The organism is Streptomyces sp. NPDC003284 (assembly GCF_053589675.1).
Window position 1 is genome coordinate 1 of record NZ_JBSFSI010000013.1, and the last position, 24,626, is coordinate 24,626.

Below are 24,626 nucleotides of genomic sequence, written 5' to 3' on the forward strand. Positions count from 1 at the left end.
TGAGGGAAACGCCCGGTTACATTCCGAACCCGGAAGCTAAGCCTCACAGCGCCGATGGTACTGCAGGGGGGACCCTGTGGGAGAGTAGGACACCGTCGAACTCCTTTTAGAGCTCTGGCTCTTGGGCAACAGCCCAAGAGCCAGAGCTTTTTTGCGTTGAGGTAGGGTCAGGGAGCATCGTAGGCACTTTTTCCCAGGAGGCCCCCGGGTGGAGGTCCAGGAGACCCGTGTCCAGACGGACCGGGTCCTCACCATCCCCAACATCCTCAGCATGGCGAGGCTCGTCGGCGTACCGCTGTTCCTGTGGTTGATCCTCAGGCCGGAGTTCGGCGGCCCCAAGAGTGATGGCTGGGCCCTGCTGGTCCTGGCGCTGAGCGGCATCAGCGACTATCTGGACGGCAAACTCGCGCGGCGCTGGAACCAGATCAGCAACCTCGGCCGGCTTCTCGACCCTGCCGCCGACCGGCTCTACGTCCTTTCCACGCTCGTCGGGCTGACCTGGCGCGAGATTCTGCCGGTCTGGCTGACCGCCGCGCTGCTCGCCCGGGAATTGATGTTGTTGGTGGCGGTCGCGGTCCTCAGGCGCCACGGCTACCCGCCGCCGCAGGTGAACTTCCTGGGGAAGGCAGCGACGTTCAACTTGATGTACGCCTTCCCGCTGCTTCTCCTCAGTGACGGAAGCGGATGGATCTCGTCACTCGCTGCTATTTTCGGATGGGCGTTCGCCGGATGGGGTACAACCCTCTATTGGTGGGCAGGAGTCCTCTACGTGGTGCAAGTCCGCCGTCTTGTCCGTGCGGACGCCATGGCCGACTGAGCTCGCCAATTCGGGCAGCCGCGGTGGCTCCGATGGCCCGCTTCGGAAAAGTGCGGGACAATCAGGACGGGTGAAGTCGGCTAGATCGTCATCTCTTGGAGGAGGACGCTTCCGACATGAAGGCCGTCGTGATGGCCGGAGGCGAAGGCACACGCCTTCGCCCGATGACCTCGAGCATGCCCAAGCCGCTCCTGCCGGTGGCCAACCGGCCGATCATGGAGCACGTTCTGCGGCTGCTCAAAAGGCATGGGCTGAATGAGACCGTCGTCACAGTCCAGTTCCTGGCTTCGCTGGTCAAGAACTACTTCGGTGACGGTGAAGAGCTCGGCATGGAGCTCACCTATGCCAATGAGGAGAAGCCACTCGGTACCGCGGGAAGCGTCAAGAACGCCGAGGAGGCGTTGAAGGACGACGCCTTCCTCGTCATCTCCGGCGATGCGCTGACCGACTTCGATCTCACCGACCTGATCCGGTTCCACAAGGAAAAGGGCGCGATGGTGACCGTGTGTCTTACACGCGTTCCCAACCCCCTGGAATTCGGCATCACCATCGTCGACGAAGAGGGCAAGGTCGAGCGCTTCCTGGAGAAGCCGACCTGGGGCCAGGTCTTCTCCGACACCGTGAACACGGGCATCTATGTGATGGAGCCCGAGGTCTTCAACTACGTGGAGGCCGATGTCCCGGTCGACTGGTCCGGTGATGTCTTCCCGCAGCTGATGAAGGAAGGCAAGCCCATCTACGGCTATATCGCCGAGGGCTACTGGGAGGACGTGGGCACCCACGAGAGCTATGTGAAGGCCCAGGCCGACGTCCTCGAAGGCAAGGTGGACGTCGACATCGACGGCTTCGAGATCTCGCCGGGTGTCTGGGTCGCGGAAGGCGCCGAGGTGCATCCCGACGCGGAGCTGCGCGGTCCGCTGTACATCGGCGACTACGCGAAGGTGGAGGCCGGCGCGGAGATCCGCGAGCACACCGTCGTCGGGTCGAACGTCGTCGTCAAGAGCGGCGCCTTCCTGCACAAGGCCGTCGTGCACGACAACGTGTACATAGGGCAGCACAGCAACCTGCGCGGCTGCGTCGTGGGCAAGAACACCGACATCATGCGGGCCGCGCGGATCGAGGACGGCGCGGTCATCGGCGACGAGTGCCTGATCGGCGAAGAATCGATCGTGCAGGGCAATGTGCGGGTCTATCCGTTCAAGACCATCGAGGCGGGCGCCTTCGTCAACACCTCGGTCATCTGGGAGTCGCGGGGCCAGGCGCATCTCTTCGGCGCCCGTGGCGTCTCCGGCATCCTGAACGTGGAGATCACCCCGGAACTCGCCGTACGGCTCGCGGGAGCGTATGCGACGACCCTGAAGAAGGGTTCCACGGTCACCACGGCCCGTGACCACTCCCGCGGTGCGCGTGCCCTGAAGCGGGCCGTCATCTCCGCGCTCCAGGCCAGCGCCATCGACGTACGGGACCTGGAGAACGTGCCGCTGCCCGTGGCCCGGCAGCAGACCGCGCGCGGCAGCGCCGGCGGCATCATGATCCGTACGTCGCCCGGGGTGCCGGACTCGGTCGACATCATGTTCTTCGACGGGCAGGGTGCCGACCTGTCGCAGGGCAGCCAGCGCAAGCTGGACCGGGTCTTCGCGCGGCAGGAGTACCGGCGGGCGTTCCCCGGCGAGATCGGCGACCTGTACTTCCCCTCCAGCGTCTTCGACTCGTACACCGGTTCGCTGCTGCGCAACGTCGACACGACCGGGATCGCCGAGGCGGGCCTCAAGGTGGTCGTGGACGCCTCCAACGGCAGTGCCGGCCTGGTCCTGCCGAGCCTGCTCGGCAAGCTCGGGGTGGACTCGCTGACCATCAACCCCGGCCTGGACGAGTCCCGGCCGACGGAGACCGAGGAGATGCGCCGGGCCGGCCTGGTGCGGCTCGGCGAGATCGTGGCGTCCTCCGGGGCCGCGTTCGGTGTGCGGTTCGACCCGGTGGGCGAGCGGCTGTCGCTCGTCGACGAGAAGGGCCGGATCATCGAGGACGACCGGGCACTGCTGGTCATGCTGGACCTCGTCGCCGCCGAGCGGCGCAGCGGCCGGGTGGCGCTGCCGGTCACCACGACCCGGATCGCCGAGCAGGTCGCCGCATACCACGGGACGCAGGTGGAGTGGACGACGACGTCGCCGGACGACCTCACCCGGGTCGGCGGTGAGGAGGGGACGATCTTCGGCGGTGACGGCAAGGGCGGATTCATCGTCCCGGAGTTCAGCAGCGTCTACGACGGCACGGCCGCCTTCGTACGGCTCATCGGCCTGGTGGCGCGCACGCAGCTGACCCTCAGCCAGATCGACGCGCGGATCCCGCGGGCCCATGTCCTCAGGCGGGATCTGGCCACGCCGTGGGCCGTCAAGGGCCTGGTCATGCGCCGGGTCGTCGAGGCGGCCGGGGAACGCTTCGTGGACACGACGGACGGGGTGCGGGTCGTGGAGACCGACGGTCGCTGGGTGATGGTGCTGCCCGACCCGGCCGAGGCGGTCACCCATCTGTGGGCCGAGGGCCCCGACGACGCCTCCGCGCAGGCCCTGCTCGACGAGTGGTCGGCGGTCGTCGACAGCGCCGGACGGTAGACCGGCCGCCGGTGCCCGCCCCGCGCGGGCACCGGCGGCGCCGGACGTCCTGTACGCGCGCGCGTGCCGGACAAGTGGTCCCCGGGGGAGCCCGTCCGGCACGCCGGTGGGGGCCGTTCGGAGGTATCGCCCCAGGCGTGCGACGATGTGCGGCATGCCGCAGCAACCCCCCATTCGGAGCACACCCTCGCGGCCCTCCCGTCCTGATGCCTCCATGTCGTTGATCACCAACGTCATGGACCACAGCCTCGACGACGGCTATGCCGAGGCCGCCGCACGGAAGAAGTCCGCCGGTGAGGGCGGGCTGCCCAAGACGCTCCGCGCGCGGCTGGGACTGGCCGCCGGTCTGGTGCTCGCGGCGCTCGTCGTCACCGTGGGAGCGGCACAGGCGCGCGTGGCGGCGCCCGTGGTCGCCAAGGAGCGCCAGGAGCTGATCGACCGCATCGACCGCGAGACGGCGGCGGCGGACAAGCTGGAGGACAGCGTCGACCAGCTCCGCGACGACGTCGAGGCGCGCCAGCGGCAGGCACTCAGCCACAGCGGCGGCAACGCGCAGGCGGACCTGGCCGGGATTCTGGCGGGCGCCACCGAAGTGCACGGCCCCGGGGTGAAACTCGTCGTGAACGACGCGAAGGAAGCCGGTTCGGGGGGCTCCGGCAACCCGCGGGAGACGTCCGGATTCTCGGACACCGGCCGGGTGCGCGACCGGGACATGCAGCGTGTCGTCAACGGGCTGTGGCAGTCGGGGGCGGAGGCCGTCTCCGTCAACGGGCAGCGGCTGACCGCCCTGTCCGCGATCCGCGCGGCGGGTGACGCCATACTGGTCGACAACAGGCCGCTGGTGCCGCCGTACACGGTGCTCGCGGTGGGGGACGGGCAGCGGCTGAGCAGCAGGTTCCAGGACAGCCCGGACGGGCTGTATCTGAACGCGCTCCAGGACAACTACGGCATCCGGACCGCCATCTCCGTGGAGAGCGACCTCCGGCTGCCCGCGGCACCGAGTGTGATCGTACGCACCGCGCGGCCGACCGCAGAGCAGACCAAGACTGGGAAGGGCACATCGTGATCGCCGTACTGGGCCTCATCGTGGGAGTGGTGGCCGGCCTGTTGGTCCGGCCCGAGGTTCCGGCGGTCGTCGAGCCGTACCTGCCGATCGCCGTGGTGGCGGCGCTGGACGCCGTCTTCGGCGGACTGCGGGCCATGCTGGACGGCATCTTCGACGACAAGGTCTTCGTGGTGTCGTTCCTGTCGAACGTGGTCGTGGCCGCGCTGATCGTGTTCCTGGGCGACAAGCTGGGCGTGGGTGCCCAGTTGTCCACGGGTGTCGTGGTCGTCCTCGGCATCCGGATCTTCTCCAACGCCGCGGCCATCCGGCGCCACGTCTTCCGGGCGTGAGCGCGATGAACGACCGGGACGAGGCGCCGGAGAACCGGCTGCGCAAGGAACTGCCCGCTGAGGTGCCCGCCCAGGCGCCCGGCGCCGAGCCGGACGACGGAGCGCCGGTGCCCTCGCTCACCGGGCGGCAGCGGCTGGCGCAGGGACTGTGGCCGCCGCGGTTCACCCGGGCCCAACTCGTCGTCGCCGTACTGCTGTTCGGGCTGGGCTTCGGCCTCGCCATCCAGGTCGCGTCCAACAGCGACAGCGACAACGCCCTGCGCGGCGCCCGGCAAGAAGATCTTGTACGCATCCTCGATGAACTGGACGACCGTACTCAGCGTCTTGAGGACGAGAAGCAGGGTCTCGACAAGCAGCGCCAGGAGCTGGAGAACAGCTCCGACCAGGCCGAGGAGGCCCGCAAGCAGACCGAGGAGAAGGAACGGCAACTGGGCATCCTGGCGGGCACGGTGGCCGCGCAGGGACCCGGTATCACGGTGACCATCGAGGACACGAAGGGGACGGTCCGGGCCGACATGCTGCTCGACGCGATACAGGAGCTGCGCGCCGCCGGTGCGGAGGCCATCGAGGTCAACGGCGTGCGCGTGGTGGCGGGCACCTATCTGACGGACTCCGGCAAGAGCGTGGACGTCGACGGGAACAAGATCAATACGCCGTTTCGTTTCCAGGTCATCGGCAAGCCGCAGGACCTGGAGCCGGCGCTCAACATCCCCGGAGGTGTGGTGCAGACCCTGGAGAAGGAGCAGGCCACCGTGTCCGTCGAGCGTTCGGACAAGATCGTCGTGGACGCCTTGCGAGCAGCGAAGCTGCCTGACTACGCTCGGTCGTCCTCGCAGTGAACCGGGGGTGCATGGCCGTCGTCCGGCAGGGGCATGAGGTTGCGGGGGGTCGGCGCACCGATTGGGTGGTGCGTGGTGGAAACTGTCTGGTGGATACGGACGTTGTGAGGATGTCCGGGTCGACCGGTGTACGACGTCAGGGTTCGTCCTGCCCCACGGGCGGGTCTGTTTCGGTCAAGGGGAATCGCCCGTGAAGTTGTTTGCGAAGTTGTTCGGCAAGAGCGCGCGAGAGGGTGGCGAGAACGCGACCGCCCGCCATCGCGCACAGCCCGGCGCGGCGGAGGGCCAGCGCCCGCTGTTCAGGGACCAGGTCGCCGGTCAGGGCGGTGACTTTTCCGGCGGCCACGGCGCGCCGTCGGTTGACCCTGCCCAGGCCGGCGGCATAGGTTTCGGCCAACCGTCAACCTCAGGTGCGGGTGGAGGGTTTGCCGCCGACCCGTACGCGTCCCATTCCCCGGCGGGGCAGCCGCGGCAGGAGGATCCGTCCATGTCGGCCCTGGTGTGTACGAGGTGCGGTAACCGCAATGCGGAGAACAGCCGCTTCTGTTCCAACTGCGGCGCGCCGCTGAGGCCCGGGGTGGTGCCGGAGCGTGCGTCGGAGACGACGTCCACGATCTCCATCTCCGGTCTGGAGGCCTACGACGCGGAGGCCACCGGCCAGACGCCGATGCTCTCGCCCGAGGCGCAGGCCGCCGTCGACGCGCTGCCGCTCGGCTCCGCCCTGCTGGTGGTGCGCCGCGGTCCGAACTCGGGCAGCCGCTTCCTCCTGGACGGCGAGCTGACCACGGCCGGCCGCCATCCGCAGAGCGACATCTTCCTCGACGACGTGACGGTCTCGCGTCGCCATGTGGAGTTCCGCCGCGTCCAGGACGGCTCGTTCACGGTGGCCGACGTCGGCAGCCTGAACGGCACGTATGTGAACCGGGAGCGGATCGACGAGGTCCCGTTGTCCAACGGCGACGAGGTGCAGATCGGCAAGTACCGGCTGGTCTTCTACTCGAGCCGGCAGGGCTACTGACCTCCCCGGACGCCGTCCGGGGAACCCAGGGAAGGTCCATGCTTCATACACCGAGCGGTGGTGCCGGGCACGGCACCACCGCCGCGGACAGTGGGCTGATGAGCATCGGCACGGTGCTGAACGCGCTGCGCGAGGAGTTCCCCGAGGTCACCATCTCCAAGATCCGCTTCCTGGAGGCGGAGGGCCTGGTGGAGCCCCGGCGCACCCCCTCGGGGTACCGCAAGTTCAGCGCGGACGACGTCGAGCGCCTCGCCCGGGTCCTGCGGATGCAGCGGGACCACTATCTGCCGCTGAAGGTGATCCGCGAGTATCTGGACGCGGTGGAGCGGGGCGAGGCGGTGCAGTTGCCGGTGCTCGGCCGGCAGCGCGGCGGTGAGGCGGTCCTGCGGCGGACCGAGGCACCGGCGGCGCCCCGGATCGGCCGGGCCGGGCTGCTGGCCGCCGCGGAGATCGAGGAACGGGACCTCCAGGAGTGGGAGTCCTACGGGCTCGTCACCCCACTGGAGGACGGCAGCTACGACGCCGAGACCGTCACTGTCGCCTCGCTCATCCGTGAGCTGGGGCGCTTCGGCATCGAACCCCGTCATCTGCGGGTCATGAAGGCCGCGGCGGACCGGGAGGCCGGGCTCGTCGACCAGGTGGTGGCCCCGCTCAGACGGCACCGCAACCCACAGACCAGGGTGCACGCCGAGGACCGTGCGAAGGAGCTGGCCGCGCTCACGGTCAGGCTGCACTCGGCGCTGGTGCAGACCGCGCTCGGGGTGCGGCTGCCCTGAGGGTCCCGGGCGGCCGTCCGGCGGCCGGATCGGCCTTCCGTTTCCGGCCCGACTACCCAAACGTCCCGGGCACGGCCTAGGGTTGCTGTGTGAACGAGCTCGATGTCGTAGGTGTCCGGGTCGAAATGCCCTCCAACCAACCGATCGTGCTCCTGCGTGAAGTGGGAGGCGACCGCTACCTCCCTATCTGGATCGGACCCGGGGAGGCGACGGCGATCGCCTTCGCGCAGCAGGGCATGGCCCCCGCGCGTCCGCTGACCCACGATCTGTTCAAGGACGTGCTGGAAGCCGTGGGCCAGGAGCTGACGGAAGTACGCATCACGGATCTGCGCGAGGGTGTCTTCTACGCCGAGCTGGTCTTCGCCAGCGGAGTGGAGGTGAGTGCCCGCCCGTCCGACGCCATAGCGCTCGCGCTGCGCACCGGTACGCCGATCTACGGCAGCGACACGGTGCTCGACGACGCGGGCATCGCGATCCCGGACGAGCAGGAGGACGAGGTGGAGAAATTCCGCGAGTTCCTCGACCAGATCTCGCCGGAGGACTTCGGCACCAGCAGCCAGTGAGAACACCCGCATATGCCGACGGCCGGCCAGGGTGCCCTTGAGCCCCTCACGAGGGCATTCGGCTAGCCTTTCCCCGCGGTGGGGCACGGGAAACCACTCTTAGGGTGATTATCACTCGGCGTGCCGAGTGTGGCGATCGTTGACGCACCCGTGGTGACTGCCTACCGTCGAGGAGGCAGGTCAAGGACGGAGGTCGGCGTGAGCAGCAGCGGCGACGGTACGGCTGGGGGTGCCCCCGGGATCGACGTCGGGGGAAGCGGTCCGTACCGGCTTCACGACAGCGCGGCCGACCAGGCTCCGCAGCGGCCGGCGGCCGTGCCGAGCGGCAAAGGGGCGGCGTCCATGGCGTCCGAGGAAATCGGCTACCGAGGCCCGACGGCCTGTGCGGCGGCAGGCATCACCTACCGGCAACTGGACTACTGGGCCCGCACCGGCCTGGTCGAACCGAGCGTGCGCCCGGCCCACGGGTCCGGCACCCAGCGGCTCTACAGCTTCCGCGACGTCGTCGTCCTGAAGATCGTCAAGAGGTTCCTGGACACCGGTGTCTCGTTGCAGAACATCCGGACCGCCGTGCAGCACCTGCGTCGGCAGGGGTTCAGCGACCTGGAGCGCATGACGCTGATGAGCGACGGCGCGACGGTCTACGAGTGCACCTCGCCCGACGAGGTGCACGCTCTGCTCCAGGGCGGCCAGGGCATCTTCGGCATCGCCGTCGGAGTGGTGTGGCGCGATGTGGAGAGCGCCCTGTCGCAGCTGCACGGCGAGCGTGTCGACACCGGTGAGACCCTGGTGGGCCACAACCCCGGGGACGAGCTGGCCAGGCGCCGCAACCGGGCGGTCTGACCGCCCGCCGGCCCGCTCGGCGGCAGGCCGGATCCCGGTCGCGGACGGCCGCCTGAGCGCGCGTCGTGCGCCGCGCCGGGGGCATTGTCAGTGGCGTGGTGCAGCATCGGAGATGTGAGAAGCGCGCCGACGATCCTGCATCTCGACATGGATGCCTTCTTCGCCCAGGCGGAGCAGGCGTCCAAGCCGAGCCTGCGCGGGAAGGCGGTCGTGGTGGGCGGCCTCGGCCCGCGCGGTGTGGTGGCCACCGCGTCGTACGAGGCGCGGGTCTTCGGCGTCCACTCCGCGATGCCGATGGCCCAGGCGCGCCGCCTGGCGCCGAACGCCGCGTATCTGGTGCCGCGCTTCGGCTTCTACCGGTCGATCAGCGAGCAGGTGATGGGGCTGCTGCGGGCGCTGTCCCCGCTGGTGGAGCCGCTGAGCCTGGACGAGGCGTTCGTGGACCTGGAGGCCGGGGGAGCGGCCTCGGACGAGGAATCCGCCCGGCTGGCGGGGGCGCGGCTGCGGGCCGACATCCGGGCCGTCACGGGGCTGACGGGCTCGGTCGGCCTGGCCGCCTCCAAGATGCTCGCCAAGATCGCCTCCGAGCGGGCCAAGCCGGACGGTCTCGTGCTCATCGAACCGGGCACGGAGCGCGCCCTCCTCGGCCCCCTGTCGGTGCGGACCCTGCCGGGCGTGGGACCGGCCACGGGGGACCATCTGCGCCGGGCCGGGATCCACACCGTCGACGAGCTCGCCGAGGCGGGCGAGGACGAGCTGGTGCGCCTGCTGGGCAAGGCGCACGGGCACGCGCTGCACGCGATGGCGCTGGCCCACGACGAGCGGCCGGTGGTCGCCGAGCGGGAGACGAAGTCGGTGTCGGTGGAGGACACCTACGACATCGACATCCACGACCGGCTGCGGGTGGGCCTGGAGGTGCAGCGGCTGGCCGACCGCTGTGTGGGGCGGCTGCGCGGGGCCGGCCTGTCGGGCCGGACCATCGTGCTCAAGGTGCGGCGGTACGACTTCTCCACGCTGACCCGGTCGGAGACGCTGCGCGGGCCCACCGACGACCAGGCGGTGGTGCGGGAGGCCGCCGCCCGGCTGCTGGACTCGGTGGACACCACCGGCGGGGTGCGGCTGCTCGGAGTGGGCGTGTCCGGGCTCGCCGACTACACCCAGGAGGACCTGTTCGCCCAGGCGGCCGGAGAGGCCGCGGAGCACCCCGCTGAGGAGCCCGTGGACGAACCGGCACCGGAACCGGCGGAGCCCGCCGAGCGGCACTGGTCCGCGGGGCACGACGTGCGGCACACCGAGCACGGACACGGCTGGGTGCAGGGCAGCGGCGTCGGCAGGGTCACGGTCCGCTTCGAGACACCGCAGTCGGCGCCGGGGCGGATCAGGACCTTCCGCGTCGACGACCCGGCTCTGGAACCGGCGGATCCGCTGCCGCTGGTACGGCGAAGACCGGCGGACGCGACGGAATCGACGGACCCGGCGGGCACGGCGGGCACCCCCGGGGGTGGGACCGCGCTGGGCGTCGGATGAGTACGCGTACGAGTGCGGCGCGGGAAGGGGGAGAGGAGAGGACAGGGCCGGCCTGCCTCAGGGCTCCTCCGTGCCGGAGCCCGCCAGCTTGCCGAAGTCGCGGTCCAGGGGAGCGACCGGAGGTGTCACATCGAGGCCGTAGTGGTGGTAGAGCTGGAGTTCCTGCTCCGGGGAGAGGTGGCGGCCGACGCCGAAGTCCGGCGCCTCCTTGATCAGGGCGCGCTCGAAGGGGACGCGCAGGGCGCCCTCGACCAGTTCGCTGGGCTCCAGGGGCACGAAGGCGTCCCGGGAGAACAGGCCGGTGCGTATGGCCGCCCACTCGGGCACACCGGTCGCGTCGTCGAGGTACACCTCGTCCACCGTGCCGATCTTGTGGCCGTTGCGGTCGAACGCCTTGCGGCCGATCAGGTTGCGCGGATCGATCTCGGTCAGCACGGTCCCTCCACATGGTCGCAACTCATCCGTAAGCACTACAAAAGAGCACATTCGGCGGGGCGGCCACTCGAAGGCTCGGGCTCCCGGCCCGCTGGTACCCTGGCAGCGGCTGCTGACCCCGTGCGGGAGAGTCCTCCAGCAACACCGGAGGCGCCGAAGGAGCAAATCCTCCCCGGAATCTCTCAGGCCCACGTACCGCACGGACGAGGTCACTCTGGAAAGCAGAGCGGATGTCGACGGCGTCCGCTCTCACCGACGGTGAAAGCCGGGCGCCCACGGACGGCCCGGTGAAGCTCTCAGGTTGAGATGACAGAGGGGGAGGCCGTCGGGACACCCGCGCCGTGGTGTCCCTCGAAGGTCGCGTCAGACCAGGAGGCCTCCGCAATGACCGCCCAGCGCATTCCGCTCTCCGAGCTCGAACAGGGCATCCCCTTCGAGCAGCGCCACATCGGGCCCGACCAGGAGGCGCGGGCCAAGATGCTCGCGCAGGTCGGCTACGGCTCGCTCGACGAACTCACCGCCGCCGCCGTGCCGGACGTGATCAAGAACGCCGACACCCTGGACCTGCCGGGCGCCCGCACCGAGGCCGAGGTGCTGGCCGAGCTGCGCTCCCTCGCCGACCGCAACCAGGTCCTCGGCTCGATGATCGGACTCGGCTACTACGGGACGTTCACCCCGCCGGTCATCCTGCGCAACGTCATGGAGAACCCGTCCTGGTACACGGCGTACACCCCGTACCAGCCGGAGATCTCGCAGGGCCGCCTGGAGGCGCTGCTGAACTTCCAGACCGTGGTCGCCGACCTCACCGGTCTGCCGACCTCCGGCGCCTCCCTGCTCGACGAGGGCACCGCCGCCGCCGAGGCGCTGGCGCTGTCCCGGCGCATGGGCAAGAACAAGAAGGGTCTCTTCCTGGTCGACGCGGACACGCTGCCGCAGACCATCGCCGTCATCGAGACCCGCGCCGAACCGGCCGGTGTCGAGGTCGTCGTCGCCGACCTGAGCGACGGCATCCCCGCCGCGCTCGCCGAGCGCGACATCAACGGCGTCCTCCTCCAGTACCCCGGCGCCTCCGGTGCCGTCCGCGACCTCAAGCCCGTCATCGACCAGGCGCACGCGCTGGGCGCCCTGGTCACCGTCGCCGCCGACCTGCTCGCCCTCACCCTGCTGAAGTCGCCCGGCGAGCTGGGCGCGGACATCGCCGTGGGCACCACGCAGCGCTTCGGCGTGCCGATGGGCTTCGGCGGACCGCACGCCGGTTACATGGCGGTGCGCGAGCAGTTCGCCCGCAGCCTGCCCGGCCGCCTGGTCGGCGTCTCCGTGGACGCCGACGGCAACAAGGCGTACCGCCTCGCCCTCCAGACCCGCGAGCAGCACATCCGCCGTGAGAAGGCCACCAGCAACATCTGCACCGCGCAGGTGCTGCTCGCCGTCATGGCCGGCATGTACGCCGTCTACCACGGGCCCGAGGGCCTGAAGGACATAGCGCTGCGCACCCACCGCTACGCCGCCGTCCTCGCCGAGGGCCTGAAGACGGGCGGCGCCACCGTCGTCCACGGGGCGTACTTCGACACGCTGACGGTCCGCGCCGAGGGCCGCGCCGCCGAGATCGTCGCCGCCGCGCGCGAGGGCGGCGTGAACCTCCGCCTCGTCGACGCCGACCACGTCTCGATCGCCTGCGACGAGACCACCACGCGCGCCCAGCTGCGGACCGTGTGGTCCGCCTTCGGCGCCACCGGCGACATCGACGCGCTGGACGCCGCCGCCGGCCAGATCCTGTCCCAGGACCTGCTGCGCACCGACGCCTACCTCACCCACCCCGTCTTCAGCCAGCACCGCTCCGAGACGGCGATGCTGCGCTACCTGCGCAAGCTCGCCGACCGCGACTACGCGCTGGACCGGGGCATGATCCCGCTGGGCTCCTGCACCATGAAGCTCAACGCGACCACCGAGATGGAGCCGGTCACCTGGCCCGAGTTCGGCCAGCTGCACCCCTTCGTCCCCGCCGAGCAGGCGCAGGGCTACCTCACCCTCATCCGCGAGCTGGAGGACCGGCTCGCCGAGGTCACCGGCTACGACAAGGTCTCCCTCCAGCCGAACGCCGGATCGCAGGGTGAGCTGGCCGGTCTGCTCGCCGTGCGCGGCTACCACCGCGCCAACGGCGACGAGCAGCGCACCGTCTGCCTCATCCCGTCCTCCGCGCACGGCACCAACGCCGCCAGCGCGGTGATGGCCGGGATGAAGGTCGTCGTGGTGAAGACCGCCGAGGACGGCGAGGTCGACGTCGACGACCTGCGCGCCAAGATCGAGCAGCACCGCGAGCAGCTCGCCGTGCTGATGATCACCTACCCGTCCACGCACGGTGTGTTCGAGGAGCACGTCGCCGACATCTGCGCCCAGGTCCACGAGGCCGGCGGCCAGGTCTACGTCGACGGCGCCAACCTCAACGCCCTGGTCGGCCTCGCCAAGCCGGGCCACTTCGGCGGCGACGTCTCCCACCTTAACCTGCACAAGACGTTCTGCATCCCGCACGGCGGCGGCGGCCCCGGCGTCGGCCCGGTCGCCGTACGCGCGCACCTCGCGCCGTATCTGCCCAACCACCCGCTCCAGCCCGCCGCGGGCCCGGAGACGGGCGTGGGACCGGTCTCCGCCGCGCCCTGGGGTTCGGCGGGCATCCTGCCCATCTCCTGGGCGTACGTCCGGCTGATGGGCGGCGAGGGACTCAAGCGCGCCACGCAGGTGGCCGTGCTGTCCGCCAACTACATCGCCAAGCGCCTGGAGCCGCACTTCCCGGTGCTCTACACGGGCCCCGGCGGTCTGGTCGCCCACGAGTGCATCATCGACCTGCGTCCGCTGACCAAGGCGACCGGTGTCAGCGTGGACGACGTCGCCAAGCGGCTGATCGACTACGGCTTCCACGCGCCGACGATGTCGTTCCCGGTGGCCGGGACGCTGATGATCGAGCCGACCGAGTCCGAGGACCTGGCCGAGCTGGACCGGTTCTGCGACACGATGATCGCGATCCGGGCCGAGATCGACAAGGTCGGCTCGGGTGCCTGGCCCGCCGACGACAACCCGCTGTGCAACGCCCCGCACACCGCCGCCGCGCTCGGCGGGGAGTGGGAGCACGCCTACAGCCGTGAGGAGGCCGTCTTCCCGGCCGGTGTCTCCACGGCCGACAAGTACTGGCCGCCGGTGCGCCGGATCGACCAGGCGTTCGGCGACCGCAACCTGGTCTGCTCCTGCCCGCCGCTGGACGCGTACGAGGACTGAGCGGACGGTACGTCCACGAGGGGCCCCGCCCCCCGGTCCGCAGCGGCCGGGGGCGGGGCCCCTCGTGTGTGCGGGCCCCTCCCGCGTGTGGGGGGCCGCGCTCGGGTCAGGCCGGGTAGGCGTGGGTCTGGGCCGCCTTGACGGCCGCCCAGACCCCGGCGCCCGGCTCCAGCCCGAGTTCGGCGGCGGCGACCGTCGTCAGATCGGCGGCGAGGGCGAGGTCGCCGGTGAGGTCGGCGCGGATCCGGTCGCCGTGCGTCTCCAGACCGGCGACCTCGCAGCGCCACAGATTGCGCGCGCTGGTGTCGGCGGGGCGCTCCCGGTGGAGGGTGACCGCGCCCGGCGGGAAGGCGACGAACGCCGGTCCGGTGAGCTTCTCGGTGGTGGTGAGGGCGGTACCGGACTCCAGCCGCACCAGGTGCCCCTCGGCACGCCCGCGGTACAGGTTCAGACCGACGAGCTGCGCGATGTAGTCGGTGCGCGGCCGGCGGGCGATCTCCGAGGGGGTGCCCTCCTGCACCACCCGGCCGTGCTCGACGACCACGAGCCGGTCGGCCAGCACCATCGCGTCCAGCGGGTCGTGCGTGACCAGCACGGCCACCGCCTCGAACTCGGCGAGGTGTCGGCGGAGCTGGGCGCGCACCTCCAGCCGGGTGCGGGCGTCCAGCGCGGCGAGCGGCTCGTCCAGGAGCAGCAGCCGGGGCCGGGTGGCCAGCGCGCGGGCCACGGCCACCCGCTGGGCCTGGCCCCCGGAGAGCCGGCGCGGCTTGGCCCCGGCGTGATCGGCCAGGCCCATGCGCGCCAGCCACTCGGCGGCCTGAGCGCGGGCCTCGGCCCTGGTCGCGCCCTGGCAGCGCGGGCCGAAGGCCACGTTGTCCAGGGCGGACAGGTGCGGGAAGAGCAGATAGTCCTGGAAGACGACCCCGACCGGGCGCTTCTCCGGCGGTGTGCGCTCCAGCTCGGCGCCGTCCAGGCGCAGCCGCCCGCCGGTGAGCGGGACCAGTCCGGCCAGGGCGCGCAGGGCGGTGGTCTTCCCGGCGCCGTTCGGGCCGAGCAGCGCCACGACCTCGCCGGGCGCGGCGGTCAGGGGCACGTCGAGCCGGAAGCCGCCCCGGTCGACGACGAGGTGGGCGTCGAGTCCGGTGTCGGGCCCGTCGTCTGCGCGGACCCGGTGCGCGGTCTCGTCGATGTCGGTCATGAGGCGATCGTCCAGGATGCGGGGCCGTCCGGGGGAGGGGAGGGCGAGGGGGAGATGGGGGAGAAGGGGGAGGAGGGGGAGGGGAGCGGGAGGCGCGGCGCGGCTCGGTTCATGAGGACGCCGTCATCCAACGGTCCCGCAGACCCGCGAGGACCGCGATCGACACGGCCAGCAGCACCAGGCTCAGCGCGATGGCGGCGGCCGGGTCGTCCTGGAGCGCCAGGTAGACGGCCAGCGGCATGGTCTGCGTACGGCCCGGGAAGTTCCCGGCGAAGGTGATCGTGGCGCCGAACTCGCCGAGCGCCCGCGCCCACGCCAGCACCGCGCCCGCCGCGATGCCGGGCGCGATCAGCGGCAGGGTGACCCGGCGGAACGCGGTGAAGCGGGAGGCGCCGAGCGTGGTGGCCGCCTCCTCGTAGCGCGGGTCGGCGGCGCGCAGCGTGCCCTCGACGCTGATGACGAGGAACGGCATGGCCACGAACGCCTCCGCGACCACCACACCGGCCGTGGTGAAGGGCAGCGTGATCCCGAACCAGGAGTCGAGCCACTGCCCGACCACGCCGTTGCGCCCGAGCGCCAGCAGCAGCGCCACACCGCCCACCACCGGCGGCAGCACCAGCGGCAGCGTCACCAGGGCCCGGACGAGGCCGCGGCCGGGGAAGTCGGTGCGGGCCAGCAGCCAGGCCAGCGGGACGCCCAGCACCAGGCTCACGGCGGTCGCGGCGGTGGCGCTGACCAGCGAGAGCTGTAGTGCCTGCCAGACCTCGGTGCTGGTCAGCTGGTCCGGCAGACTGCGCCAGGGCGCGCGGATCAGCAGGGCGAGCAGCGGCAGCAGCAGGAAGGCGAGGCCCACCAGGGCGGGCAGCAGCAGAGGCAGCGGCACGCCCCGGACGGCACGCCGGCGCCGTGCCCCGCCTCCGCGGGTCACGGCGCCGGCCTTGTCGGTCACGGTCACGGCTTGAGGAAGCCGGCCTCGGACAGCACCTTCTGGCCCTCGGCCGAGGTGACCAGCTCGATGAACGCCTTGGCGCCCGCGGCGTTGGGGGCGCTCTTCAGCGGGGCGATCGGGTAGTCGTTGACGGCCTTGGCCGACTCGGGGAACTCCACACCCTCCACCTTGTCACCGGCCGCGTGCACATCGGTCTTGTAGACGACGGCCGCGTCGGCCTCCTTCAGCTCCACCTTGGTCAGGGCGCTCTTGACGTCCTGCTCGTAGGAGACCGGGGTGAGCTTGAGGTCGCTGGCGGTGAGCGCCTTCTGGGCGGCGGCGCCGCACGGCACCGTCTTGTCGCACAGGACCACCTTCAGACCGGACTTGGTGAGGTCCTTCAGAGAGGCGATCTTGTCCGGGTTGCCGGGCAGGGTGGCGATCTCCAGCTGGTTGCGGACGAAGGTGACGGGCGCGGCGCCCTCGTCCTTCTTGTCCGTCACGATCTTCATGGTCTTGGCGCTGGCGGCGGCGAACACGTCGGCGGGGGCGCCGCTGGTGATGCTCGCGGCCAGGGTGTCGCTGCCGCCGAAGTTGAAGGCCACCTTGGTGCCCGGGTGCTGCTGCTCGAACTCCTTGCCGAGCGTCGTGAAGCTCTCCTTCAGGGACGCGGCGGCGAAGACCGTCACGGTGCCGGACAGCTTCGGCGCGGAGGACGCCGAGGAGCTGCCGGAGGGCGCGTCGGAGGACGAGGACGAGTCGGAGGAGGAGCAGGCGCTGAGGGCCAGCAGGGCCACGGCTCCCGCACCGGCCACCTGTAGGGTCCGGGTCCGGCGCACGGAACGGGTCATCACGGATCTACTCCTCTGGTCGTGCACGAAAAAGAAGGTTGTCGCGCCCTGGCACGGCCGTGCGGGGCCGTGCCGCGATGATACTGCCGCAAGTGCGAGGCATAAGTCTCCTGTTGCTTCGCATGAGCTGGTCCTTCCGTATCCCAGGGTTGCATGTGCGTTTGTACGGTGTCGCCCCGCGGGTACGGACCTGCCGGAGGTGGTGGCCGTGCCGCTCGCCGAACTCGTCCTGACCGGTGACCTCACCCGACCGGTGCGTCTGACCGTGCCGGACCTGCTGGGCTGGCCCCAGCACCGGGCCCGGGTCAGCTTCGACTGCGCGACCAGCGGGGTGCGGCGCCACCGCTTCGCCGGGCCCCGGCTGTACGACGTGCTGGCGGACGCCGGGCCCGGTTTCGACCCGGCCCGGCGCAAGGACCGGCTGCGGTTCCTGATCGACGTCGCGGGCGCGGACGGGCACCGCACGCTGCTGTCCTGGGCGGAGATCGACCCGGACTTCGGGGCGGCGCCGGTGCTGCTCGCGGTGGCCCTGGACGACGTACCGCTGGACGGCGACGGACCGCAGCTGGTGCTTCCGCAGGACCGCTGCGGGGCGCGCTATGTCAGCGGCATCCGGGCGATCCGGGTGGACGGCGCATACGGCGCGGGCGCCGCGGCGGCCTGAGCGGCGGCCGGGGGGCCGGTCCCGTCTGCCGTCAGGTCCGGTCGATGTGCACGTTCGTCGACTTCACCCGGGCGGTGGCCTCCATGCCGACCTCCAGGCCGAGTTCCTCCACGGCCTCCCGGGTCAGCAGTGAGACCAGGCGGTGCGGGCCGGCCTGGATCTCGACCTGCGCGGCGACGTCGCCGAGCTTGATGGCGGTGACGATGCCGGGGAAGGCGTTGCGGACCGAGGTGTAGGAGGGGTCCTCCTCGCCGCCGCCGGACTTGGCCAGTTCCACCGAGAAGGCGGCGAGGTCCCGCCCGTCGATGAGCCGCCGTCCGCCCTCGTCGCGGTGGGTGGTGACCCGGCCCGCGTCCGCCCAGCGGCGGGCGGTGTCCGGGCTGACGCCGAGCAGACGGGCGGCCTGGCCGATGGTGTAGGACTGCATGCCGGTCACGATAGGGCCCCGGCCGGGTGCGGCGGACGCAGGGGCGGCGGCGAGTGCCGGGGTGTGCTCATCCGGTGTGGACGCGGGGGCGCCGGGCCGGGTCCGGTTCGGCCTCGCGCAGCACCTCGCGGGTGACCGGGGCGACCTCGCCCTGCCCGAAGAGGAAGAAGCGCAGGAAGTTGTGGAAGGGGTTGCCCTCGGTCCACTCGAAGTAGATGTGCGGGGTGCGGCCGGTCATGTCGCGGATGCGCAGGAGCAGCGCGGCCAGCGCGTTGGGGACGGAGGCGGACTCCAGGGCCAGGACGCGGTAGCGGCCGTGCAGGACCTCGCCGCGCACCTTCAGGCCCGACTCGAACTCGGACGGGTCGGTCACCGTGACCTCCGCGAAGACGAAGTCCTCCGTGTCGGAGATGTCGTTGTCGGAGCGGATCTGCTCGATCTTGTCGCGGTACTCGGCCTTGTCGCGGCGGTCGGGCTCGTTGGCGATGATCCGGATCTTGCGGCTGGCGATATCTCGGATGAAACGTTCCGCCATCGGGTCCAGCGTCACACTGGTCACCCGCAGCTCGAAGGCACGGGCCAGCCGCGACAGCAGCGAGACGAGGATGATCCCGGCGATGAAGCAGGCACCGATCTTCACGCCGTCCGGGCGCTCGATGACGTTGGCCACGGTCGTGTACAGGAACACGGCCGAGATCACCGCGAAGGCGACCGTCCACCCGCGCTGGCCGGCCTTGTGCGCGGCGATGGTCACCGCGATGGCCGCCGAGCTGATCAGCACCAGCACACCGGTCGCGTACGCGCCGCCCTGCTTGTCGACGTTCGCGTCGAAGATCCAGGTGACCAGGAAGGCGATCAGCGTGAACACGAGGACCATCGGGCGCACCGCGCGGGCCCAGTGCGGGGCCATGCCGTAGCGGGGGAGGTAGCGCGGCATCAGGTTCAGCAGCCCGGCCATCGCGGAGGCGCCCGCGAACCACAGGATGGCGATGGTCGAGACGTCGTAGACCGTGCCGAAGGCGTTCCCGAGGTAGCGGTGCGCCAGATAGGCCAGCGCACGCCCGTTGGCCGCGCCGCCGGGCTTGAACTCCGGCGCGGGGATCAGCAGCGTGGTGATGAAGCTGGTCGCGATGAGGAAGCAGCTCATGATCAGGGCGGCCGTGGTGAGCAGCTTCCTGGTGTCCCGGATCCGGCCGGTCGGCCGCTCCTCGGTGTCACCGGCGTCGCCGCGCACATGCGGCATCACGGCCACACCCGTCTCGAAGCCGGACAGGCCGAGCGCGAGCTTGGGGAAGACCAGCAGGGCCACCCCGACCATGGCGAAGACGCTGCCGTGCTGGGTGGTCAGGGCACCCGTCCAGTCGGTGACCAGGTGCCCGGCGGTGACGACGTGCCAGATACCGGAGACGACCACCACGACGTTCAGCGCCAGATAGACGCCGACCAGGACGACCGCGACCCCGATCGCCTCCAGGAAGCCCTTGAGGAACACCGCGCCGAGCAGTGCCAGCAGGACCAGCGTGATCAGCATCTGGTGGCTGTGCAGCGCGTTCGTCAGATGGGGGTTCTCCACCAGGTGCGTCGAGGCGTCGGCGGCCGACAGGGTGATGGTGATGAGGAAGTCGGTGGCGGCGAACCCGAGCAGGGTCAGCACGAACAGCTTGCCCTGCCAGAACGACAGCAGGCGCTCCAGCATCGCGATGGAACCCTGGCCGTGCGGACTCTCCTCGGCGACCCTGCGGTACACCGGCAGGGCGCCCGCGAGGGTGACGAGCACCAGGACCAGCGTGGCGACCGGCGAGAGCAGCCCGGCGGCCAGTGCCGCGATGCCCGGCTGGTAGCCGAGGGTGGAGAAGTAGTCGACCCCGGTCAGGCACATGACCCGCCACCAGCGCTGCCCCTCGTGCGGGGGCTCGGGCGCGGCGTGCGGGCCCTGCTGCACGCCCTTGCCCATGTCGGACAGGCCCTCCAGCATCCAGGCGCGCAGCCGGCTGGGAGGGTGCTCGGTGGTGGCCATCGGCCCTGCTCCAAAGGTGCGGCCGAGCCGGACGACGGCTCGGCGTGTGAGTCCGGCCGGCCTGCGGACGGGGCACCAGCGTATGCGGAGCGTGATGTGGGGGCCCATGCGTGATGGGCCAGGCGGGCGTCAATCTTCCGTTAAGAACGGCCCCGTCCCACCTGCGCGAATGCCCCTGGGCGAGGGTCGGCGGGGCGTCCTGGTCAGGGTTCGAGGCCCGAGATCCGGAATACGGTGCGTGTCGTCTCGCGGTCCACCCGCTCCTCAAGATCACGCAGCGCGTCCGTCCCGCAGCGCAGCAGGCCGCGCGCCGCCGATGTCCGCGCGTCCTCCGCCAGGTGGTACCAGAGGCCGGGGTTGTCCACCAGGATCCGCGGATCGATCTCGATACGGCCGCCGAGGGCGTCCCGCAGGACCAGCCGCCGGGAGACACCGTCCACGACCCGCACCGACACCAGCAGATCGGTGCGCACCCGGCGGCGGCGCAGCGGCGTCCGGGAGGCGAGCCAGCCCTCGCCCGCGCTCACCCGGGGCGGACAGAGCACGCCGAGGAGCAGCAGCGCGAGCGTGAGCCAGAGCAGTCCGCGCCACCAGGTCAGCGCGCCCGTGCCCGCGTCGATCAGCAGCAGCATGCCGAGCAGCGCCGCCGCGCAGCGCAGCGCGGTGTGCAGTTCCCGCGCCCAGTGGCGGTCGCCCGCCGGTGGCGCTGACCGCCGCGCGGGTGCGCCGACGCCCCGCTGAGTCTCGTGGCCGTACCTCATGACCTCCACGCTAGGACCCCGCACGCGCCGGGCCGCACCCCTTGACGCGGCCCTGACGTGCGCCCGGCCGTTCTTGACGCCACGCAGGCGGACCGGTCGCTGCGGGGCCCCGGGCGCGCTGCTCGGGGGCGGCATCGGCGCGGGCCGGGCAGCGCGGCGTTCGATTGGTTCGGGAGGCCGCCTGTGGTGAGGCGCGCGCGAGGGCCGGGCCGCACACGCCTGTGCGGCCCGGCCCTCGTGGTGTGCGGGCGCCCTGTTCGGCGCAGCCGCCCGGCCTGTTCAGGCCGCGGTCATCACCCGGTCGGTGCCCAGCGGGCGGTGCGGGGCGATGATCTGCCCGTCCGGCAGCAGCTCACCGGTGTCCTCGAAGAGGAGCACGCCGTTGCACAGCAGGCTCCAGCCCTGCTCCGGGTGGTGCGCCACGAGACGGGCGGACTCCCGGTCGGCGGAGTCGGCTGACGGACACGGTGTCTGGTGCTGGCACATGGGTGGGATCTCTCGCTGTGTCGTGTGGTCCGGGATGGCTGTCGTCTGCGTCCTGCGGCTGTCGGCATCGGCCATGGCCGCCCCCCGTTTGATGAGTCGGACTGAAACCAGTGTTGCCCCGCGGACGTGATTCCGCAGGAATTTCGCGGCACCGTCTCTCACAGATTCAAGACGCATCACCCGCGCGAGCGGTTCACCTCCACCGCGGGGTCCCTTCGGATGGTTCGAGGGGGCCGGATGGGGCTAGTCCGGTCGGACCAGGCGGGGAAGGGGGGGGCGGCGGACCTTCGAGGGCCCTGAGCGGGCCCCGCGACGGACCTACGACGACACCGGCGGCGGCCCCTCAGGCGGGGGAGCCCAGGAGCCGTACCGGAGTCACCCGATGGGCGAGGACCGGCAGCAGGTCGGCCACCCGGTGCGGCACATGGGCCGGGACCCCGGGCGGGGCGGGCGTCAGCGGGATGAGGAGATCGGTGGCGGCCGGGTGGCCGGCGGCGCCGTCGTCGGACAGGTCGCCGTGCAGCCAGAGCGTGAGCATGTACAGGCTGGGCATCGACAGCAGGCGCGGCTGGTAGGGCTGGGGCAGGGTCTCCGCCTGGCGCAGGGCGCGCTCGGTCGAGGCGACGTAGGGGCCCTCGAAGAAGTGCGAGAAGGCCCAGCCGTCCGGGGTCAGCCGGGTCTCCGCCGCGGCCACCGCGTGATCGCCGCAGCGGACCAGGAAGCGCCACCCGGCCAGCCGGGTCGCGGAGATCCCCGCCGGGGTGATCCGGTCGAGGACGTGCACGGGCAGCGGGAGTTCCGGGGTCGCGGGGGCCTGCGCGGCATGGAGGGCGGGGATCCGTGCCTCGCGGACCGCGGTGGGGGAACCGAGGGCGGTGAGGACGGAACGGAGTGCGGGCGCGGGAGCCGGGGGGACGTGCAGCGGCATGGTGGGTCGCCTCTCATTCGACAGGCACGGTGGCGCGAGGGCGGGGCGGGGGCGGACGGCGCTGTCAGCTCTCGGGGCAGGGTGGCGTAGCCGGGGTTTCCGGTGAACGGGGTGACGGAGCGCGGCCTGCCGCTTGACCCTGACGACGGGTCCAGGGTCATGGACGCCGACCTTCTGCCGTGGTGCCGAGTTTATACGACACATGTTCTGGTGTTGTTTCGTCTACCTGTTTCCGGCAGGGGCGACAAGGGTTCATTCGGCCGGTGATATGCGGGAATCATCCCGATTCTGTGCGGACCGCGCCGCGATGACCTCGGGTGATGCCGATACGGTGGACGGCTTGTTGTCGTCGGCGTTTTTCACGACTTCTCGGGGGCACCCGAAACAGCCGGGTGTGCCAGGCGTTGCATGCCGCGTGAATGTGCCTCCGGACACAGGGGTCAAGCGTAGTCGGTACCGGGCCGCGATGGGACGTTATCGATCGCGTTGGCGGGGCATCATCCCACCTGACCAGGACCAAGGCGGCCGGATCGGTGGGCCCGCCCGAGCGAGGAAGGACGCTGCGATGGGGGAGAAGGTCGTGGCAGGCCAGTTCGACCTGTCCGATCGCAACCGCTACCGCGACAAGCTCAGGCGATGCCTGAAGGGGCTGGAGCGGCTGCTGGAGGAGAAGCGGTTCGACCGCCCCAAGAACCTCATGGGGCTGGAGATCGAATTGAATCTCGTCGGCTCCGACGGGATGCCGAAAATGCTGAATGCGCAAGTACTGGAGCGCATCGCGAGCCGGGACTTCCAGACGGAACTCGCGATGTTCAACCTGGAAGTCAACATCGCTCCGCACCGGCTGGGCGGCCGGGTATTCGACCGCCTCGCGGAGGAACTGACGACATCGTTGGCATATGCCGACCGGAAAGCCGGGGAGGTCGACGCCTCGATAGCGATGATCGGCATCCTGCCGACCCTCGACCGGGACGACCTGGTCTCCTCCAACCTCTCCGACGTCGACCGCTACACCCTGCTCAACGACCAGATCGTCGCCGCCCGCGGCGAGGACTTCACCCTGGACATCGACGGGGTGGAACACCTCGTCTGCACCTCGAAGTCCATCGTCCCGGAGGCCGCCTGCACGTCCGTGCAACTCCACCTCCAGGTCACCCCCGGGCGGTTCGCGGACGTGTGGAACGCCGCGCAGGCGGCCAGCGCCGCGCAGATCGCCGTGGGCGCCAACTCCCCGTTCCTGTTCGGGCGCGAGCTGTGGCGCGAGTCGCGCCCGCCCCTGTTCCAGCAGTCCACCGACACCCGCCCGCCCGAGCTCCAGGCACAGGGGGTCCGCCCGCGCACCTGGTTCGGCGAGCGCTGGGTCACCTCGGCGTACGACCTGTTCGAGGAGAACCTGCGCTACTACCCGGCGCTGCTGCCGATCTGCGACGACGAGGACCCCCTCGACGTGCTCGACGCCGGGGGCGTCCCGAAACTCGCCGAGCTGGTCCTGCACAACGGCACCGTCTACCGCTGGAACCGCCCCGTCTACGACGTCGCGGACGGGGTGCCGCACCTGCGCGTGGAGAACCGCGTCCTGCCCGCCGGACCGACCGTCACGGACGTGGTCGCCAACGCCGTCTTCTACTACGGGCTGGTGCGGGCCCTCGCGGAGGAGCCGCGGCCGGTGTGGACCCGGCTGCCCTTCGAGGCGGCGGCGGCCAACTTCGACGCGGCGTGCAGGCACGGCATCGACGCCCGGTTCACCTGGCCGCGGCGCGGCCGCGCCGCGGGGACGGCCGAGACCGATGCCGTCACCCTCGTACGCGACGAGCTGCTGCCGCTCGCCGCGGCCGGGCTGGACTCCTGGGGCGTGGAACCGGCGGACCGGGACCGCTACCTCGGTGTGATCGAGGAGCGCTGCCGGCGCCGGACCAACGGTGCCCGCTGGCAGGCCGACACCTACCACCGGGCCCGCAAGGAGCAGGGGCTGGACCGGGAGGCGGCGCTGGCGGCCACGACCCGGCGCTACTGCGAGCTGATGCGGCTGGGCGAGCCGGTGCACACCTGGCCGGTGGGCCTTCCGGAGCCGGTGCCCCTGGGCTGAACCGCCGGGGCGGACCGCGTCCGCGGGGACCGGCGGGTGCCCCGGCCGGAGGGTGTGCCCCTCGCCGGAGGGGTGGGGTCCCGGCCCCCGGCCTCCGCTGGAGGGCGTGCCCCGGCCGGGGGCACCGCGCGGGCACCCGGCGGGGGGCGGCCGTGCCGGGAGGGAGCGGATCGGGCAAGCTGTGA

At 71.2% G+C, this 24,626-nt stretch carries 21 protein-coding genes, 1 rRNA gene, 1 pseudogene and 1 riboswitch; of the genes and pseudogenes, 14 read left to right on the forward strand and 9 right to left on the reverse strand.

Annotated elements, in window-relative coordinates; all coding sequences use genetic code 11:
* The 11 genes and pseudogenes from rrf to ACWDYF_RS24925 form a co-directional block, all read left to right on the forward strand.
* Nucleotides 1–101 (forward strand): 5S ribosomal RNA (gene rrf / locus ACWDYF_RS24875); the annotation flags it as partial.
* Nucleotides 102–208: 107 nt separating this feature from the next.
* Nucleotides 209–817 carry a CDP-alcohol phosphatidyltransferase family protein gene (locus ACWDYF_RS24880; RefSeq protein ID WP_018571207.1) on the forward strand — a complete coding sequence of 203 codons (609 nt, stop codon included), beginning with the start codon at nucleotides 209–211 and terminating at the stop codon, nucleotides 815–817.
* A 116-nt stretch (nucleotides 818–933) separates the two neighbouring features.
* On the forward strand, nucleotides 934–3,429 hold the full coding sequence (locus ACWDYF_RS24885; protein ID WP_018571206.1) for a mannose-1-phosphate guanyltransferase: 2,496 nt from the start codon (nucleotides 934–936) through the stop codon (nucleotides 3,427–3,429).
* Nucleotides 3,430–3,574: 145 nt separating this feature from the next.
* The gene (locus tag ACWDYF_RS24890; protein WP_389471762.1) at nucleotides 3,575–4,495 is read left to right on the forward strand and encodes a DUF881 domain-containing protein; all 921 of its coding nucleotides are present in this window, start codon (nucleotides 3,575–3,577) and stop codon (nucleotides 4,493–4,495) included.
* Nucleotides 4,492–4,824 (forward strand): small basic family protein, encoded by a 333-nt coding sequence (locus ACWDYF_RS24895; protein ID WP_006134295.1) that lies wholly within the window; start codon nucleotides 4,492–4,494, stop codon nucleotides 4,822–4,824. The genes ACWDYF_RS24890 and ACWDYF_RS24895 overlap by 4 nt, the downstream gene beginning before the upstream one ends.
* Before the next feature lie 5 nt (nucleotides 4,825–4,829).
* A complete protein-coding gene (locus ACWDYF_RS24900; RefSeq protein WP_389471961.1) occupies nucleotides 4,830–5,663 on the forward strand; it encodes a DUF881 domain-containing protein in 834 nt (277 codons plus the stop codon).
* Between the two features lie 61 nt (nucleotides 5,664–5,724).
* The gene (locus tag ACWDYF_RS24905) at nucleotides 5,725–6,681 is read left to right on the forward strand and encodes an FHA domain-containing protein (protein WP_381740549.1); all 957 of its coding nucleotides are present in this window, start codon (nucleotides 5,725–5,727) and stop codon (nucleotides 6,679–6,681) included.
* Between the two features lie 38 nt (nucleotides 6,682–6,719).
* Nucleotides 6,720–7,457: a transcriptional regulator FtsR gene (ftsR, locus tag ACWDYF_RS24910; RefSeq protein ID WP_389471766.1), complete on the forward strand. Its 738-nt coding sequence runs from the start codon at nucleotides 6,720–6,722 to the stop codon at nucleotides 7,455–7,457.
* A gap of 89 nt (nucleotides 7,458–7,546) precedes the next feature.
* Entirely contained in the window at nucleotides 7,547–8,020 is a 474-nt protein-coding gene (locus tag ACWDYF_RS24915) for a bifunctional nuclease family protein (protein ID WP_026253112.1), read from the forward strand.
* Nucleotides 8,021–8,218: 198 nt separating this feature from the next.
* Nucleotides 8,219–8,863, forward strand: a complete 645-nt coding sequence (locus tag ACWDYF_RS24920) for a MerR family transcriptional regulator (protein ID WP_078510169.1) — start codon at nucleotides 8,219–8,221, stop codon at nucleotides 8,861–8,863.
* 114 nt (nucleotides 8,864–8,977) lie between these two features.
* A pseudogene (locus tag ACWDYF_RS24925) lies at nucleotides 8,978–10,532 on the forward strand (DNA polymerase IV).
* Here ACWDYF_RS24925 and ACWDYF_RS24930 read toward each other — a convergent pair.
* Nucleotides 10,448–10,825 carry a PRC-barrel domain-containing protein gene (locus ACWDYF_RS24930; RefSeq protein ID WP_389471770.1) on the reverse strand — a complete coding sequence of 126 codons (378 nt, stop codon included), beginning with the start codon at nucleotides 10,823–10,825 and terminating at the stop codon, nucleotides 10,448–10,450. The pseudogene ACWDYF_RS24925 and the gene ACWDYF_RS24930 overlap by 85 nt on opposite strands.
* 113 nt (nucleotides 10,826–10,938) lie before the next feature.
* A riboswitch (glycine riboswitch) is annotated at nucleotides 10,939–11,033 on the forward strand.
* 176 nt (nucleotides 11,034–11,209) lie between these two features.
* On the opposite strand from ACWDYF_RS24930, the gene gcvP reads away from it, so the two are divergent.
* Nucleotides 11,210–14,095 (forward strand): aminomethyl-transferring glycine dehydrogenase, encoded by a 2,886-nt coding sequence (gene gcvP, locus ACWDYF_RS24935; RefSeq protein ID WP_389471773.1) that lies wholly within the window; start codon nucleotides 11,210–11,212, stop codon nucleotides 14,093–14,095.
* A gap of 106 nt (nucleotides 14,096–14,201) precedes the next feature.
* Here the strand turns inward: gcvP and ACWDYF_RS24940 are convergent, their stop codons facing one another.
* From ACWDYF_RS24940 to modA, 3 genes are all read right to left on the reverse strand, one after another.
* A complete protein-coding gene (locus ACWDYF_RS24940) occupies nucleotides 14,202–15,293 on the reverse strand; it encodes an ABC transporter ATP-binding protein (protein WP_389471776.1) in 1,092 nt (363 codons plus the stop codon).
* A gap of 109 nt (nucleotides 15,294–15,402) precedes the next feature.
* A complete protein-coding gene (gene modB, locus ACWDYF_RS24945) occupies nucleotides 15,403–16,248 on the reverse strand; it encodes a molybdate ABC transporter permease subunit (protein WP_064531537.1) in 846 nt (281 codons plus the stop codon).
* Nucleotides 16,245–17,072 carry a molybdate ABC transporter substrate-binding protein gene (modA, locus tag ACWDYF_RS24950; RefSeq protein WP_389471781.1) on the reverse strand — a complete coding sequence of 276 codons (828 nt, stop codon included), beginning with the start codon at nucleotides 17,070–17,072 and terminating at the stop codon, nucleotides 16,245–16,247. Before modA ends, modB begins: the two co-directional genes overlap by 4 nt.
* Nucleotides 17,073–17,271: 199 nt before the next feature.
* On the opposite strand from modA, the gene ACWDYF_RS24955 reads away from it, so the two are divergent.
* Nucleotides 17,272–17,736: a molybdopterin-dependent oxidoreductase gene (locus tag ACWDYF_RS24955; protein ID WP_389471786.1), complete on the forward strand. Its 465-nt coding sequence runs from the start codon at nucleotides 17,272–17,274 to the stop codon at nucleotides 17,734–17,736.
* Between the two features lie 31 nt (nucleotides 17,737–17,767).
* On the opposite strand, the gene ACWDYF_RS24960 is transcribed toward ACWDYF_RS24955, so the two are convergent.
* The 5 genes from ACWDYF_RS24960 to ACWDYF_RS24980 all read right to left on the reverse strand — a co-directional run bounded on the left by ACWDYF_RS24960 (nucleotide 17,768) and on the right by ACWDYF_RS24980 (nucleotide 22,355).
* Complete coding sequence (locus tag ACWDYF_RS24960; protein ID WP_018571193.1) at nucleotides 17,768–18,163, reverse strand: TOBE domain-containing protein; 396 nt, start codon at nucleotides 18,161–18,163, stop codon at nucleotides 17,768–17,770.
* A 67-nt stretch (nucleotides 18,164–18,230) separates the two neighbouring features.
* Entirely contained in the window at nucleotides 18,231–20,180 is a 1,950-nt protein-coding gene (locus tag ACWDYF_RS24965; RefSeq protein WP_389471790.1) for an APC family permease, read from the reverse strand.
* Nucleotides 20,181–20,383: 203 nt separating this feature from the next.
* A complete protein-coding gene (locus ACWDYF_RS24970) occupies nucleotides 20,384–20,941 on the reverse strand; it encodes a hypothetical protein (RefSeq protein WP_389471792.1) in 558 nt (185 codons plus the stop codon).
* A 279-nt stretch (nucleotides 20,942–21,220) separates the two neighbouring features.
* Nucleotides 21,221–21,427 carry a DUF5999 family protein gene (locus tag ACWDYF_RS24975; protein WP_026253111.1) on the reverse strand — a complete coding sequence of 69 codons (207 nt, stop codon included), beginning with the start codon at nucleotides 21,425–21,427 and terminating at the stop codon, nucleotides 21,221–21,223.
* A gap of 343 nt (nucleotides 21,428–21,770) precedes the next feature.
* Nucleotides 21,771–22,355: a hypothetical protein gene (locus tag ACWDYF_RS24980; RefSeq protein WP_389471795.1), complete on the reverse strand. Its 585-nt coding sequence runs from the start codon at nucleotides 22,353–22,355 to the stop codon at nucleotides 21,771–21,773.
* A 565-nt stretch (nucleotides 22,356–22,920) separates the two neighbouring features.
* Between ACWDYF_RS24980 and ACWDYF_RS24985 the strand changes: the two genes are divergently transcribed.
* Nucleotides 22,921–24,441 carry a glutamate--cysteine ligase gene (locus tag ACWDYF_RS24985; protein WP_389471797.1) on the forward strand — a complete coding sequence of 507 codons (1,521 nt, stop codon included), beginning with the start codon at nucleotides 22,921–22,923 and terminating at the stop codon, nucleotides 24,439–24,441.
* Nucleotides 24,442–24,626 lie beyond the last annotated feature (185 nt).